The following is a 14354-nucleotide window of genomic DNA, read 5'->3' as shown; positions in this document are numbered from 1 at the left end:
CTCGAACTGACAATTGGAACTAGTTTGACACAAAACTCATAACGGGTTAAGTTATTGAACTATTAGGTTATTAAGATATTTCCTAACTGCATACTGAGACCATGACCATAAGTTCCCTATTTTGTATATTTAAAATCATTTATAACGTTACAACCATGAGAATATTAGTATTGAGCATTTGTATGTTTACCTGTTTTAACTTCTATGCCCAAACCGAACAAGACGATATAAAAGCGATTAAAAAAGTAATTGAAGACCAAAGAATAGCTTGGAATAATTATGACATGGAAGGCTTTATGGAAGGCTACTGGAAAAGTGATTCCCTCAAATTTTATGGTTCCAGTGGTGTTACTTATGGCTGGAAAAACACTTTAGACAGGTACAAAAAAGGCTATCCAACTAAAGCCCATACTGGCATATTGACCTTTAAAATTAATAGTGTTTCCCCTATTGAGGACCATTCGTATTACGTGATGGGCGAATTCTTTTTAAAACGTGAGGTTGGTGATGCCAATGGTATTTTTATGATTATTCTCAAAAAAATAGATGGTGAATGGAAGATTATTGCAGATACGTCTTGTTAGATAAACCTATACAATAATGGTCAAGTTTATGTCATTGCGAAAAATCGATTAATATCGATTTTGTGGCAATCCCTACCTATACTGATTAAAGACTGCCACGAAAACTTTATTTCATTTCGTTTTCTCGCAGTGAAGCTCTTATAATTCTTAACCCTTAACTATTCTACTCTTTGGCGTTTACGGGCTTATAAACAATTTTAGTAGATGGTGGATATTTATCCAATAAGTGTGCTGGACGAATAGGGCGTTTTTCAAATCCACCTCCACAATTAGGACAAATGTGATTTAAAACGGTATCGACACAATCTTTACAAAAGGTACATTCAAAAGTGCAAATCATGGCCTCATTTGAATCAAAGGGTAACGATTTATTGCAATTTTCGCATGTAGGTCTAATCTCTAACATTTTAGTTATATTTTCAACATTGAAATTAGTGAATTATTTTTGCAAAATGAATTATACCCTTAAAATTGTACTTATGATACTATTAGCCGGCATCACCATTTATGGCATAGTCACCGGCAAATACCTGTTTCTTCTATTGATATTTCCTTTTGGTTTTGGTCTATTTAAAAAAAAGGATAAGGAAAACTAGTTTTTCTTAACGTAATCGGTAATGATAACAATTTGTTGGGCACCAACTTTACCTTCAATATATTTTTCGTTATCGCGGTCTAAACGAATGTTCCTTACTACTGTACCTTGTTTGGCCACCATGCTGGAGCCTTTTACTTTTAAATCTTTTATTAAGACCACGGCATCCCCAGCTTTTAATTCTACACCATTAGAATCTCTATGGATAATTTTTTCACTAGCGTCTTTGTCTTCTCCTGTAGCACGTGCCAATGCCAAAGCTTCGTCGTCCAGATACATCATATCCAACAAATCTTTTGGCCAACCTTCGTTGCGAATCCTTTGCAACATTCTCCAAGCCATTATTTGAACGGCAACATGTTCACTCCACATACTATCATTTAAACAACGCCAATGGTTTGGATCCATTTCTGTATTGCCTTCAATCTGACTTTTGCAGGTATGGCATACCAGCACATCGTTATCTACATTTTCGTTTAACGACGGCGGAATAGTATATTGTTTTAAATCTTCTGTAGCTCCACATAACTCACACGAGTTATTACTTCGTTCCTTTAAAGTTTGTAAAACGCTCATGGCTTATACTTTTAATTTTTGCAATAATACACCTATTTTAAAGGTCTTACAATGGTAATAATTGTTTTTTACTGAAAAATTAAAAGATGCCTGTAAGGGCATCTTTTAATTATAATAAAACTTCCGTTTCTATTTTGAAAGTTCATGCACAGACTGGTAAATATAATCGCCATGCACCCCTGTAAAATATTTACCTACTTTCTTTCCTCTTGCTTTACGGGCTTCTTCTTCTGGCCAAGCCTCTTTACTTAACTCTTGATTTCTCTCAAACATTTTATCCAAATCGGCTAAAGACTCTACCACAAAAGCTTCAACGGCCTCTGTTCTATCTGCGCCCCAGGCATGCACGTGAGGATAATAAGCCTTTATATATTCATTTTTCATGATTAAATTATCAATATATCCTTTGTTTAGCTCTTCAAACTCTTCTCTTGAGCCATCTTCGGGAAATGCAAAATGGTTAACCCTTACATAAGTTATCATATCTTTATCTGGTTTAGCCCCCATAAGCTTTGCACCAGGCATCGTTGCATAAATTTCATCGGAATGTTCGTTAGCATAGTAAGCCATGCGCTTTTTCATGAATGCTTTTCTGTCATCCTCATTTGGCCATGCTTCTTTTTCCAATTCTCCATTTCTATCTGAAGCTTTGTCTATATCCTCCCAAGAAGCAAACACTTGAACATATTTGATTTCGGTATTATCGGCCGTAAACATGTGCAAATGGAAGGACATTCCCATGATATATTCATTTTTCATGGTTACTTTATCCAAGTATTCCTTTTCTACAGCTTTCCATTCATCCATATTAAAATCTTCATTATCCATATTCCAATGCATTGTTGTTACAGTAACGTACTGTGGTCGCTTAGAATCTTCTTGTGCTAAAGTACATATTGGCAGAGCCAGTAAAAGCATGATTAGCATTGCCGAAAAAAATTGATTAGTTGTTTTCATAGTTTATAAATTTAAAGTTAGTATAGTGTTGAAACAAAAACCAAGAAAGGATGCTTTAAGGCATCCTTTCTAAAATTAGAATTTTGATTGTTATAGTTTAAGAGGTGAATAAAGATAATCGCCATGGCTTTTAAAGTACTTACCAAAAGCTTTACGCTCATCATCTGTAAGTGCTTCTTTCATTAATTCTTGATATTTATCAAACATTCTTTCTAAATCACACATCGAATCCAAATAAATAATTTCATTAAAATCCCTTCTGTCTGAACCCCAAGCATGTCTTTCAGGGTAATATGCTTTAATATATTCGTTTTTGTAGATTGCATTTTCAAGCACCTTTTTCTGTAAGGTTTGCCATTCTTCCCAAGTACCATCCTCTGGGAATGCCATTTTATTTTGGCGCACATACAATACCATATCGTCGGTTACTTCACCTTCCATTTGTTTTGCTCCTGGCATGGTGGCGAATATTTCATCTGAATGAAAATGCGAATAGGCCGACCCCAATTTCTCCAAAAAGGCCTTACGCGCTTCTTCATCTGGCCAGGCTTCTTTTTCCAATTCTGAATTTCTAGCTGAAGCTTTATCTATGGCCTCCCAATTAGGATAAGTTTGGGCATAAATAACCTCGTTGCTATTTTCTGTGAAAAGGTGCATAAAATATCCAGCCCAAGTGACATATTCATTTTTCTTGGTAACCTTCTCCATATATTCCTTTTCTGCAGCTTTCCATTCATCTGGGGTCCCTTTATAGTCTTTATTCCAATACGATTTGGTTACAGTAACATACATTGGCCGTTTTGGTTCTTCATCTTGGGCCAAAGCACATAAAGGCATTGCTAGCAAAAGTATGATTACCATTGCTGAAAAAAATTGATTAGTTGTTTTCATAATCTGTTAAAATTAAAGTTAGTATAATGTAAAAATTAAAAACTTTGTTATTAGATTATGGGGAAGTTTTGCCTTATTGTGCCCATAGACACATTAACGCGCTGAAATCAATTAATCTGGAAAGAGAACTTAAATATACAATAAATTTTCGAATTATCTTAGGTATCATGCAAGGTGTCCCGTAGTTTTTTGGTCATACCCTTTATCACCATATTATAGGAATGGTCTATTAAATCTAAAATGAATTGAGGCTGTAGTTCTCCTTTATAAATCGCAATAGTATTCCAATGTTTGTTGCTCACATAAGGTCCCGCATAGACAGTTTCATATTGTTCACGTAGTTCTATGGTATAATCGGGATCGCATTTTAAGGTAATTGAAGCTTCTCCCTTTTCCCATTGGCGCAATGGTGCAATAACAAACATCTTCCCCAACACTTTAAAGACCAAGGTGTCTTCATCAAAAGGAAATGCTTCGGTGACTGCTTTTTTATTTAAACAATAATGTCTTAGCTGTTCTATATTCATAGCTAAATTATTTACCTATTTCACCCAAATGTGTATGCTTAAAACCAGTGAAATACTTTAATCCATATCCAAACACTCGGTCTAATGAGGCATGGGAAAACAACATAATGCCTATAAGTTGGGCATTTTGATTTTGCATATAGATGCCTATAAAATAAATTACAATGGCTATACCTTTATGATGAAACAGGTTATAGGTTATGGCTCCAACTTTTGAATTCACCACATACCCTAACATCCCAATATCTGGAGCCAGTATGAGTGCAAAAAACCACCACCAACTAAAATCCAATTGGCTAAAACCAAAAACACCCAAAAGGAACATGGCCAATTCCTCTATTTTTAAAGATAGTCGCATCAGCTTTCAATTTTATATAATACAGGTTTACTGGGCGACGCATCATTTTCAAAAGGGGCTATTTGTAAATTCAGTATATATGCTCCATCATCGATGGTATTAGGTACATAAATAAATTCTGTAATGGTAGCATTCAATCGAAGTTTTCCGCTAGTATTCCAAAAGGCATTGTGCCCCAACAATTCGCCGCCATCCTTTTCTTTGTCTATACTTGGCTGATCGATTAACAAGTGTTTAACTCCTTTTTTTACCAAATATTTTACAGCCTCTTCGGTTAGGTAAGGCCAATTGGAATTGGAGTATTGCCTAGATAATTTTTCCTTGGTATTGGGAATGGTTCGTATTATTACCGCTTCTCTTTTTTTATTACCCAAAGCAAATTGTATTTGCTTTTTAGAAATGACCTCATCTCCATTTAAGCGTTCAGGCGCTACGGTAATAACCTCTGCCAAAAAGAAAAACCGTTTTAGCTTTTTGTTTATAGAGTAAACCCTTTCTGTAATATGCCCAGCACACTCTGTATGCGTCCCATGGGCATGCGGATTAAAATAAATATTATTAAAATTAATACTGGCCCCTTCGCTCACTGCTGCTGTCCAATCACCTGCCCTTACGGGTTCAATTTTTGGTTCATCGATATACCATGCATTTACATTGTCCTTTGACGCCTCTAATGGTATTGAAATATCTAAAGGTTTGGTTAAATCTATTTTTAATTTTCTGGAATTGTATTGTATTGTTGCAATCATTTATGCTGAATTTATTTCAGTATCTTTTTATTATATCGTTAAATATTTAAATATAAGTTTTTTAATTTTGGGTTTCTGGTTTTTATTAAATGCCATTTCCTTTTCCAATTCTTTAATTGTTTTTCTCTTTTAAAAGCATCGTGAAAATCTGAATATTCTTCAAAAAACAATAGTTCATTAACATTATACTTTTTAGTGAATTTAGTGTCTTTCCTGCTACATGTAGCGCAATCCTTTCTTTTAAATGCTTTGTGGCACCAATATAAAGTACTGTTCTATTCTTTATTTGATAATATATACAAATAACCTTTACTCACAAATAAAACTAAATTTAGATTGAACCCATCTTAAATTTACTGAATTTATAAGATCTTGAAACTAGTTCAAAATAAATAGTTCTGAAGCTATCCCATCAACCAAAAACTTACCTTTTGGTGTGGCTTTAAGAATATAATTATGCGACTTCTCGTCGCTTTGCTCTGTTGAAATGACAAGGAGTCCTCTTTCTACAATCTTTTTTGACAACATTTTTAAATGCTGCACATAGTCTTGACCAAAATGGTTCGCTATCTTTTTAAAGGACACGCCCCAAATGGTACGCAAGCCCGTCATGATATATTCATTATACCGGTCATTTAATGTTAAATGTTCAACAGTATTTGGGAGCTCTTCTTTTTGAATGGCTTGAATGTACTTGGTGTTGTTAGCAATATTCCAACTGCGCTGGACCCCATTAAAAGAATGCGCCGAAGGGCCTATCCCCAAATACGGTTTCCATTGCCAATAACTGATATTATGCTTTGAAAAATAATTGGGTTTTCCAAAGTTTGAAATTTCGTAATGTACAAAACCTTCTTTCGCAGTTCGTTCTACCAAATGGTTAAAATGTTGTAAGGCCAAATGGTCATCTAAAGGCGGGTAGGTTCCTTTCTTAATAAAATTATCCAATGCCGTTTTAGGCTCAACGGTTAAGGCATAACTAGAAATATGGTTAACCCCAAAACTAAAGGCCATTTCTAAATTGGCATTCCACTTTTCCAAATCCATATTCGGGATGCCGTAAATAAGGTCGATGGTAATATTATCAAAGTATTTGGTAGCTTCTTCCAGGCATTGCTTTGCTTCTAAAGCATTGTGCGCCCGATTCATTATTTTTAAATCATCCTCGAAAAAAGACTGAACACCAATGCTAAGCCTGTTTATGCCTATGGCTTTATAGTCTTTGAAAATGAGACCTCTCGACTGCGCTCGAGGTGACATCGAGTTTCGGTTCCGATCAGGCACCAAATCATCTGGATTGGCTTCCAAAGTAATTTCGGGATGTTCTGTAACGGTATAGTTGTTGTAAACTGTATCAATCAAAAATTGTAACTCTTCAATGGTTAATAGAGATGGTGTACCGCCACCAAGATAAATGGTTTCAACGGTTTGGTCTTGAAACTCATCTTTCCTTAGTTTTAACTCTTTGGCTAAGGCCATTACAAGTTCCTCCTTCTTCTTAAGTGATGTAGAAAAATGAAAGTCACAATAGTAACAAGCTTGCTTGCAAAACGGAATATGGATGTAGATAGCCCCACCTATCCTCCCCAAAGGGGAGGTATTTCCCTTATTAGAACTATATTTTTTTTCTATCAAACTAAAAACTAATTTTTCTTTTTTCGTAAGTCTACAACGGTTGTCTTTGTTTCCCCTTTGGAGGTTAGGGGGCTATTCTGCTTAACAAAAGCCGTCCAACCACTATAGCTTTTACCCACATTCACTTTTCCTGAGTTGTAAAAATGACATACTGCTGCCGCCAAGCCATCGGTGGCATCTAGGTTTTTAGGTAACGTTTTTAAATTCAGTAGCCCTTGAAGCATTTTAGCTACTTGCTCTTTACTGGCATTTCCGTTACCGGTAATGGCCATTTTTATTTTTTTGGGAAGGTATTCGGTAATGGGGATTTCCCTGCTCAACCCTGCTGCCATAGCCACTCCCTGGGCACGTCCCAATTTAAGCATACTTTGCACATTCTTTCCATAAAAAGGTGCCTCTATAGCAATTTCGTCGGGGTTATGGGTATCTATAAGTTCTATGGTACGCTCAAAAATGAGCTTTAGTTTTAAATAATGGTCATCGTATTTTTTTAAGTCCAGTTCATTAAGTTGCATAAACTGCATATTTTTTCCCACTACTTTTATAAGGCCGAAGCCCATAATGGTCGTACCGGGGTCTATTCCTAAAATAATACGTTCGTTAGTCATTTTGTTCACAATAATAACATCCGCTTAATGAAATGGAAACACCTACCGTTAAGGTTAACACATCGCCGTTAAACGATCCATAACCTTCAGAAACAGGGTTAAAATCTTTACTAAACCCTTTAATATAGGACGCATCAAAAAACACAGACAGTTTATCTGAAACTCCATAATGAAACTCCATTCCTGCCATGGCATTGAGATAGGAGGTATCATTTTGCGTATAATTACCCAATGGTTTAACCATAGAAAACCCTGGGCCAGCATGGGCAAAAGTCCCTATTCGGGATGGCAAAAAACTAAAAATTCGTGAAGCATCGTAAACCAGCTGTACATTAACACGGGAATAATTCAGTTTAAATTCTTGTGTATTATCTTGATTAGACATCCTACTAAATCCGTAATCCAACTTAGCCCCAAACGGTTGGGAAAACATATATTGCAGTCCTAAATTCACGGTTGGAAAGTTATACGGCTTGGCTTCAAAACCTTGTACAAATCCACTATTGGAAGGGTTATTAACTCCTAAAGCCACTTGAGCCTTAAAGGTACTCTTGTCTTGAGCAAGTCCATTGTATCCAACGGCCATCACTACAAATAAAAATAATTGAAGTTTGAAAAACTTAAAATTTGAGGTCATACTATATAATTAGTTTATTTTGCACCAACTATGGATATGCAACCCTACAAAGCTAAACAATTCTTTTTTGTGCCCATTAAATTAGGCCCTGTAAAGCATATAGCTTTTTGCTTATACAAAAAAGAAACTCCAATTATTAACAAAATTACCTTATAACCTCATCTGCCATGATATACATTGCTCTAATAATTACCATATCCTACCTTGCTTTGATAGGGCTTTTTATTTGGGGCTTTGATAATGTAAATGATTTTAGACTTCAGGATATTAGGCCTGAAACAACTTTTTCGGTAGTTGTTCCATTTAGAAATGAAGCCCATAATTTACCTTCCTTATTACAATCTATTGAAACGTTAGTTTACCCAAAACATTTGTTTGAAATTATTTTTGTTGATGATGATTCCTTGGACGAATCGGTTGAAATTATACAGAGGTCCCTTGCAACCAGTAGAAATAACATCAGGATCATTAAAAATAAACGCACTACAAATTCACCTAAAAAAGATGCCATAACCACAGCCATAAAACAAGCTAAACACCACTGGATTATCACCTCAGATGCCGATTGCATCTTGCCAAAATACTGGTTGGATAGTTTTGATGCCTTTATACAACAAACTGGTAGTAAATGTGTCGTGGCCCCTGTTAAATATAATACCGACCATACGTTTTTAAACCAATTTCAAGCCTTGGACCTGCTTAGCTTACAAGGCGTCACCATTGGTGGGTTTGGCATCAAAAAACCGTTGTTGTGCAATGGCGCTAATTTAGGATATGAAAAGGCATTATTCCTAAAGCTTAAAGGCTTTGATGGCAATTCGAATATTGCGAGTGGCGACGATATTTTCTTTTTGGAAAAGGCGATTAAGCATAATCCGGTGCATGTAAATTATTTAAAATGTGAAAAATCTACCGTAAGTACTTCCCCTGAAGTATCATGGCGTTTATATATTCAACAACGTGTTCGATGGGCTTCAAAAACAAGAGCTTATAACAACCTCTTTGGAAAGCTTGCTGGTCTCGTGGTTCTTTTAATGAACTCGCTAGTTATTGGTTTACTGGTTCTTTCCTGCTTGGAACTGTTCAATATTAAATTACTATTGTATGTGCTTATTATAAAGTTCAATATCGACTTGTTTTTGATTTATAAATCAGCCTCGTTTTTTGACCAGAAAGTACACTTGAAAGGCTATTGGCTAAGCTTTATTATCTATCCTTTAGTGAGTACTTATATTGGCTTAATAGCTATGTTTGGGTCTTATACATGGAAAGACAGAACCTTTAAATAGTAACTGTTCTCGTTTATTTTTATTATTTTTAATCTGTTGTGCATTTTGAATTAAAACAGTAATAATATGTCAATTCGAGTGATTTTGAGGAACGAAAAATTGTATCGAGAACAATTTTAAAGACTAAAATTCCTATTCTCGATACAAATTTCACTCATTTTAATCGTGAAATTCACTCGAATTGACAGAATTTTGTCAAAATGCACAACAAATTATTTCAATGAAGTTCAACGGCCCTACAAAATGAAAAAGCGGTGTCTCTTACTTACCTTTTTTTTAATATCCTCCCTACAGGTAATTGCCCAACAAAACTATACCGTTAACGGCGAAACTTTATTTTTGGACATAGAGGTTGAAGGCGATTTAGATTTATTGACCTTAAAATTATACAAAGGTTATCGGTTTTTTGTTAAAGACACTAATGACAACATCCATGAGCTTATCAATACAAAAGATATTGACGGCACCTATTTTAACGAGTTTAGGTACACTTTACAGGAGTTGACTAAAGGCTCCAACATGTCTACTGAATTAGTTGCCTTTGGTAAATATAGCTTAAAACAATTCATTAAGGCTTACAATAAAAAAGGAAACAGACGCTATGCTTATACCAACGAAAAGGTAGAAACCCAAATCAGGCTTGGAGGTTTTGTAGGCCTTACCAACCATCCGCTGGTAGAGAATTACAACAATAGAACAACCAGCTATTTTGGTGCAGAACTGGAGCTTTTAGAAAAAAAAGAACGCCCTTGGCAATCTGGGTTTTTAAGTGTTGAGCGCACCCTAAAAAGTAACGATTTTAAATACACTTCAACCATATTGGCTTTGGGGTATCGCTTTCGGTTTATTAATCCACCCAGCTCCAATATTTATATAAACCTGCAACTGGCAACCTTTACTTTTTCTAAGGAAACAACATTGGTAGGCACCAAAGAAATAACTGAGAAAAACCATGCTTTTAGGATACCCTTTATTTTTGGGTTGGGTAGCGACATTAAGATATCGGACACCAGTTACATTACCTTAATTTATAATGAAATTATTGCTGTACTCGCAAAAAATAAAGGGCATTTTCCAATAAATTTTTTGGTTGGTTATAAGTTTAGTTTATAGCTCTAGTTCACATGAATAATAATAGGCAGCTTAAACTCCGTTTTAACATTCTGGTTTCGTTTTATTGCAGGAAAAACTTTTGGTAGGGAATCTAAACTTTTATAGAGTAAGGCTTTAATATTTGGAATTTCACTTAAGGTAATGGAATCCATTTCGATGTCTTGAAGTGTTACCTCTCCATGTTCAGATACTTTGAATTCAAGGCTCAAAGTATCGTTAATGTCTTGGGTTACCACAATAATTTCCTTTTGTAAATTAGCCATAATATGCTCCCTTAAAACGCGCTCGAAGCATTGTTTTTGGGCTTGCTTAGGCAAGGAAGCATCACAAACTTTAAAGCTGGGGTAGGTATCGACCTCTTCCCAATTAAAAGTTTTTAACTCTTCCTGTAAGATAGCTTCCGGTGATGTTTTTTTCACGTTAAAATACTCACACGAAAACAGTGCAAGCCCTATCAAAAACACACAGAATTTATTCATGTGGTCACCATTATTGATTTTTAAGTGGTCACACTTCGACTATGCTCAGTGCGAGCATGTAACCTTATCTGTTTAAAATAACTATTCGTTTAAATCTTAATGGTTATTTTAAACATAACGGTTTCATGGATTAATATATACCCGAAAAATACGATTTTTTGGTTTTTAATCCGAATTATGTATCCTAATTAATTAGCTTTTTCAAATTTTTCCTTTTTTAATTCATTTAACCTATAGTTAACTTGGTTTAAATAAAAACTCTTTGGAAACTTCTCTTTGAAGCTTTCATACAGATTTATTCTCGTGTCAATATCTTCATAATATGCATCCTTTGTGTGTACCAAAAAAAAGTGCACGCGCTCGTTGTTTGGGTTTTCTTTTAAGGCTTTTTGATAAACTTCTATGGCTTCTTTATATTTTTTTTGCCAATTAAGTACAATTCCCAATTGCATGTACTCTGCATCTAACGGTTTATCCAAAATGGCCAAAGCTTCTTTAATATAGGTTTCAGCCTTATCGTATTCTTGAAGTTTTTCATATAGTTTTCCAAGGATATAGAGGTTTGTTGCATTTTGTGGGTCGTACCTTAATGCCAACTCCTGAAACTTGATAGCTTTTTCATACTCATAAATGGAAGCATAACAAAAGCTTAATTTTTCATATATAAATTGTGATGCTTCATTTAAATCGAGGAGTTTTTCAAACCAAGGTATCGCTTTGTCGTAATACTCTTGCCAGTAATAATTTTGTGCCTTTATACTAATTAATTCTTTATTATTGGCATACGATTTCAACCCTATATCAACAAAATAGTTTACCGTATCATGGGCTCTTTTAACAAGATGGTATTTTGCTATTTTAAATATGGCTTTTTGATGTGTTTTATCTAGCTGAAAGGTTTTATTAAAATAATATTGCGTTGTGGAATCTCTAGTTTGTTCCTTAACTAAGCCAAGCTCATAATAATAATTTGGATTTAGGGAATCTAACTGTATTAATGCTTCAAACAATTTGGAAGATGCTTGATAATTCTTGGTTTTAGAAAGTAATTTGGCATATTCATACTTTTGTAGTGCATTGTTGGAATCTAACCTTACACCTATTTCGTATTGGTTTAGGGCTTCGTCGTAATTACCAATAGCGATATAGGCCTTTGCCAGTTTACTATATACTTCCTGTTGATTTTCACATAACTTATAGTGTTCTATAGCTTTGGAGTAATTACCATGTACAAATAAACTATCTGCAATGTTTAAAACCGAAGTTTGGGCTTCGGTTTTAAATTGCAGTAGTACTATAACTAAAAGCGTTAGTCTATACATATCTAATCTTGTACTTGGAAGATTATGGGTAATGAATAGGGTACCGTTACTTTTTTGCCATTATTTTCTCCTGGAATCATATTGGGCAATGCTTTGATAACCCTAATGGCTTCATCTTCTAAAACCTTGTGTGGTGCTCTTGATCTAACATCTATAATACGTCCCTGAGTATCTATTTTAAAAATAACATTGATTCGTTGTCTTCCCTCTAAACCTAATGAATCTGCCAAGTCTGTATTGAAGTTTTTGTTTACAAATTCAGCAATCTTCCTTGATAAGTAACTCTTACGTTCTTGATTAGACTCCAGATATTCCCCGCCTGGAAATAATGGAACTTCATCAATCATAACTAAAGGAACCTCTAATGAATCTTTATATTTCTCTTTTAACTTTAAAAGTTCTTCTTCTCTTTCCTTTTTTTCCGCTTCAGTAAGCTCTCTTGGAGGTGATGGTGGAGTACCCCAATTAAAATAGGCCATATACGATGACCCATCTGGAAAACTTAATTCGCTTTTCGAAAAACCTTCAGGCACTTTTTCACTAACTGGGTGGACACTATAATTCACTACATTATTTTTGCTATCCATATGTGTCCAACTCACATAGTCGTTATTATTAGCCTTAAGAAAGGCTTCATATTTCTCATGTATTATCTGCTTCGCTCCTTCTAGTTTTTCTCCTTTTTTTAATGAATAACTAAATTGACTTAAGTTAGCTTCTTCATTGAGAGTACGTTCACTTTGTTTTTCGCATGATGTATATAGTACCATGGCAAACACCATTGGAACTAATAAAACATACTTTAAAAGATTGATTTGTTTGGATTTTGATTTTTGTAACATAACGATTCGTTTTTTGATTAATGATTGTTTAAAAAATGGATTGATGAATGATATCTTTTGGGTTTCAAAAACTTGGGCCAATAGGTTTTGGTAATATTTCGATTTGCTTTCGTGTTTCACCGCTTCGGCATCGGCTATAAATTCATGCAGTGCGGTAATTCTGTTTTGGTACATGTATATTAACGGATTAAACCAAAAGGCAATACGAAATAATTCAAAAAGCAATAAATCTAAGCTGTGCATCTGTTTAACATGAACCACCTCATGCTTCAAAATGGATTGCTTTTCTTCTTCCTTTAGCAATTCACCTAAAAACACATATTTAAAAAAGGAAAAAGCGGCATTGCTATTTAACAGCTTAACTAAAGTCAACCTACCAAAATTGACTTTGGAATTTTTCAGGATTAATAGTAGTATCCTAAATACTTTTACAAGAAAGATGAATGTTGCTAAGCCCATGCCCATATAACATATAATTCCCCAGTAGGACATGGATTCACTACCTTGAATTACCACAGCATCCAATAAATTTGGATTACCTGTACTTATGGGAGATTGTCCTAAAATAACTTCGGGCAATGAATAGGCATACTCAGGTGGCACTACCTTTTTTAAGCTTTCCAACTTTATAAATGGCAATACTATGGACAATACAGCCGTAATAATAAGATAAAACCGATTCCAATTAAAAAAGGTCTCTCCTTTTAAAAAAAGATCATAAATCAATAAGAAAAACAACTGAAAGGCGATAGTTTCAATAATATAATGTATCATAATTAGTCTTTTTTGTTGATGTCTTTTAAAATCGATTCCAATTCTTTTAGGCTAATATCATTTTTCTTCACAAAAAAGGACACCATACTTTTAAAAGAACCTTGAAAATAGTTATCCACCAACTTGTTTAAGGATTGGTTACTATAATCCTGTTGTTTTACAAGTGGAAAATAGACATGTCCTTTCCCTTCCTTTTCATAATCTACAAAACCTTTACTCTCTAATATTCTCACAATGGTAGACACCGTATTATATGCTGGTTTAGGGTCTGGAAAATGTTTTATTATGGCTTTAACATTAGCTTTTTCCAACTGCCATAATATTTGCATAATCTCCTCTTCTGCCTTGGTAAGTTGTTTCATTTTTATAACTTTTAAAACATTGAACTAAAAAATTAGTTCATCAAATATAACTAAAA

General features: G+C 34.5%; 17 protein-coding genes and 1 pseudogene. 3 read left to right on the top strand and 15 right to left on the bottom strand.

Annotation, left to right across the window (positions count from 1 at the left end):
- Window positions 1–155: 155 nt before the first annotated feature.
- Window positions 156–584, top strand: coding sequence for a YybH family protein (locus MR062_RS00575; protein WP_242202108.1), 429 nt, complete (start codon window positions 156–158; stop codon window positions 582–584).
- 163 nt (window positions 585–747) lie between these two features.
- Here MR062_RS00575 and MR062_RS00570 read toward each other — a convergent pair whose 3' ends face one another.
- From MR062_RS00570 to MR062_RS00525, 11 genes and pseudogenes are all read right to left on the bottom strand, one after another.
- A complete protein-coding gene (locus tag MR062_RS00570; protein ID WP_242202107.1) occupies window positions 748–990 on the bottom strand; it encodes a DUF1272 domain-containing protein in 243 nt (80 codons plus the stop codon).
- A gap of 186 nt (window positions 991–1176) precedes the next feature.
- Complete coding sequence (locus MR062_RS00565) at window positions 1177–1755, bottom strand: PhnA domain-containing protein (protein ID WP_242202106.1); 579 nt, start codon at window positions 1753–1755, stop codon at window positions 1177–1179.
- Window positions 1756–1884: 129 nt separating this feature from the next.
- Window positions 1885–2712: a hypothetical protein gene (locus MR062_RS00560; protein ID WP_242202105.1), complete on the bottom strand. Its 828-nt coding sequence runs from the start codon at window positions 2710–2712 to the stop codon at window positions 1885–1887.
- Window positions 2713–2802: 90 nt separating this feature from the next.
- The gene (locus MR062_RS00555; RefSeq protein WP_242202104.1) at window positions 2803–3603 is read right to left on the bottom strand and encodes a hypothetical protein; all 801 of its coding nucleotides are present in this window, start codon (window positions 3601–3603) and stop codon (window positions 2803–2805) included.
- Between the two features lie 158 nt (window positions 3604–3761).
- Window positions 3762–4130 carry an MmcQ/YjbR family DNA-binding protein gene (locus MR062_RS00550; RefSeq protein WP_242202103.1) on the bottom strand — a complete coding sequence of 123 codons (369 nt, stop codon included), beginning with the start codon at window positions 4128–4130 and terminating at the stop codon, window positions 3762–3764.
- A 7-nt stretch (window positions 4131–4137) separates the two neighbouring features.
- Window positions 4138–4488, bottom strand: coding sequence for a DUF4260 domain-containing protein (locus tag MR062_RS00545; RefSeq protein WP_242202102.1), 351 nt, complete (start codon window positions 4486–4488; stop codon window positions 4138–4140).
- The gene (locus MR062_RS00540) at window positions 4488–5237 is read right to left on the bottom strand and encodes a cyclase family protein (RefSeq protein ID WP_242202101.1); all 750 of its coding nucleotides are present in this window, start codon (window positions 5235–5237) and stop codon (window positions 4488–4490) included. The genes MR062_RS00545 and MR062_RS00540 overlap by 1 nt, the downstream gene beginning before the upstream one ends.
- A gap of 38 nt (window positions 5238–5275) precedes the next feature.
- A pseudogene (locus MR062_RS17710) lies at window positions 5276–5446 on the bottom strand (GIY-YIG nuclease family protein); the annotation flags it as partial.
- A 169-nt stretch (window positions 5447–5615) separates the two neighbouring features.
- Window positions 5616–6818, bottom strand: coding sequence for a radical SAM family heme chaperone HemW (gene hemW, locus MR062_RS00535; protein ID WP_242202518.1), 1203 nt, complete (start codon window positions 6816–6818; stop codon window positions 5616–5618).
- Between the two features lie 62 nt (window positions 6819–6880).
- Window positions 6881–7480 carry a crossover junction endodeoxyribonuclease RuvC gene (gene ruvC, locus MR062_RS00530; RefSeq protein ID WP_242202100.1) on the bottom strand — a complete coding sequence of 200 codons (600 nt, stop codon included), beginning with the start codon at window positions 7478–7480 and terminating at the stop codon, window positions 6881–6883.
- The gene (locus tag MR062_RS00525) at window positions 7473–8117 is read right to left on the bottom strand and encodes an outer membrane beta-barrel protein (RefSeq protein ID WP_242202099.1); all 645 of its coding nucleotides are present in this window, start codon (window positions 8115–8117) and stop codon (window positions 7473–7475) included. The genes ruvC and MR062_RS00525 overlap by 8 nt, the downstream gene beginning before the upstream one ends.
- Before the next feature lie 167 nt (window positions 8118–8284).
- Here MR062_RS00525 and MR062_RS00520 point away from each other — a divergent pair, with 167 nt between their 5' ends.
- Window positions 8285–9406, top strand: coding sequence for a glycosyltransferase family 2 protein (locus MR062_RS00520; protein WP_242202098.1), 1122 nt, complete (start codon window positions 8285–8287; stop codon window positions 9404–9406).
- A 243-nt stretch (window positions 9407–9649) separates the two neighbouring features.
- Window positions 9650–10519, top strand: a complete 870-nt coding sequence (locus MR062_RS00515) for a hypothetical protein (protein ID WP_242202097.1) — start codon at window positions 9650–9652, stop codon at window positions 10517–10519.
- A gap of 2 nt (window positions 10520–10521) precedes the next feature.
- On the opposite strand, the gene MR062_RS00510 is transcribed toward MR062_RS00515, so the two are convergent.
- The 4 genes from MR062_RS00510 to MR062_RS00495 all read right to left on the bottom strand — a co-directional run bounded on the left by MR062_RS00510 (window position 10522) and on the right by MR062_RS00495 (window position 14298).
- The gene (locus MR062_RS00510; protein WP_242202096.1) at window positions 10522–10998 is read right to left on the bottom strand and encodes a hypothetical protein; all 477 of its coding nucleotides are present in this window, start codon (window positions 10996–10998) and stop codon (window positions 10522–10524) included.
- A gap of 188 nt (window positions 10999–11186) precedes the next feature.
- Window positions 11187–12320 carry a tetratricopeptide repeat protein gene (locus MR062_RS00505; protein WP_242202095.1) on the bottom strand — a complete coding sequence of 378 codons (1134 nt, stop codon included), beginning with the start codon at window positions 12318–12320 and terminating at the stop codon, window positions 11187–11189.
- 2 nt (window positions 12321–12322) lie between these two features.
- Window positions 12323–13936 carry a M56 family metallopeptidase gene (locus MR062_RS00500; protein WP_242202094.1) on the bottom strand — a complete coding sequence of 538 codons (1614 nt, stop codon included), beginning with the start codon at window positions 13934–13936 and terminating at the stop codon, window positions 12323–12325.
- 2 nt (window positions 13937–13938) lie between these two features.
- Complete coding sequence (locus MR062_RS00495; protein WP_242202093.1) at window positions 13939–14298, bottom strand: BlaI/MecI/CopY family transcriptional regulator; 360 nt, start codon at window positions 14296–14298, stop codon at window positions 13939–13941.
- Between the last annotated feature and the right edge of the window lie 56 nt (window positions 14299–14354).

It is taken from the genome of Aestuariivivens insulae, from assembly GCF_022662195.1.
In the GTDB taxonomy this organism is placed as follows: domain Bacteria; phylum Bacteroidota; class Bacteroidia; order Flavobacteriales; family Flavobacteriaceae; genus Aestuariivivens; species Aestuariivivens insulae.
The sequence above is the reverse complement of the archived record's forward strand: the minus strand, read 5'-3'. Positions and strand labels throughout refer to the sequence as shown.

Coding starts and splice junctions, on each gene's coding strand:
- MR062_RS00575 (WP_242202108.1), top strand. CDS start 156: ATGAGAATATTAGTATTGAGCATTTGTATGTTTACCTGTTTTAACTTC.
- MR062_RS00570 (WP_242202107.1), bottom strand. CDS start 990: ATGTTAGAGATTAGACCTACATGCGAAAATTGCAATAAATCGTTACCC.
- MR062_RS00565 (WP_242202106.1), bottom strand. CDS start 1,755: ATGAGCGTTTTACAAACTTTAAAGGAACGAAGTAATAACTCGTGTGAG.
- MR062_RS00560 (WP_242202105.1), bottom strand. CDS start 2,712: ATGAAAACAACTAATCAATTTTTTTCGGCAATGCTAATCATGCTTTTA.
- MR062_RS00555 (WP_242202104.1), bottom strand. CDS start 3,603: ATGAAAACAACTAATCAATTTTTTTCAGCAATGGTAATCATACTTTTG.
- MR062_RS00550 (WP_242202103.1), bottom strand. CDS start 4,130: ATGAATATAGAACAGCTAAGACATTATTGTTTAAATAAAAAAGCAGTC.
- MR062_RS00545 (WP_242202102.1), bottom strand. CDS start 4,488: ATGCGACTATCTTTAAAAATAGAGGAATTGGCCATGTTCCTTTTGGGT.
- MR062_RS00540 (WP_242202101.1), bottom strand. CDS start 5,237: ATGATTGCAACAATACAATACAATTCCAGAAAATTAAAAATAGATTTA.
- ruvC (WP_242202100.1), bottom strand. CDS start 7,480: ATGACTAACGAACGTATTATTTTAGGAATAGACCCCGGTACGACCATT.
- MR062_RS00525 (WP_242202099.1), bottom strand. CDS start 8,117: ATGACCTCAAATTTTAAGTTTTTCAAACTTCAATTATTTTTATTTGTA.
- MR062_RS00520 (WP_242202098.1), top strand. CDS start 8,285: ATGATATACATTGCTCTAATAATTACCATATCCTACCTTGCTTTGATA.
- MR062_RS00515 (WP_242202097.1), top strand. CDS start 9,650: ATGAAAAAGCGGTGTCTCTTACTTACCTTTTTTTTAATATCCTCCCTA.
- MR062_RS00510 (WP_242202096.1), bottom strand. CDS start 10,998: ATGAATAAATTCTGTGTGTTTTTGATAGGGCTTGCACTGTTTTCGTGT.
- MR062_RS00505 (WP_242202095.1), bottom strand. CDS start 12,320: ATGTATAGACTAACGCTTTTAGTTATAGTACTACTGCAATTTAAAACC.
- MR062_RS00500 (WP_242202094.1), bottom strand. CDS start 13,936: ATGATACATTATATTATTGAAACTATCGCCTTTCAGTTGTTTTTCTTA.
- MR062_RS00495 (WP_242202093.1), bottom strand. CDS start 14,298: ATGAAACAACTTACCAAGGCAGAAGAGGAGATTATGCAAATATTATGG.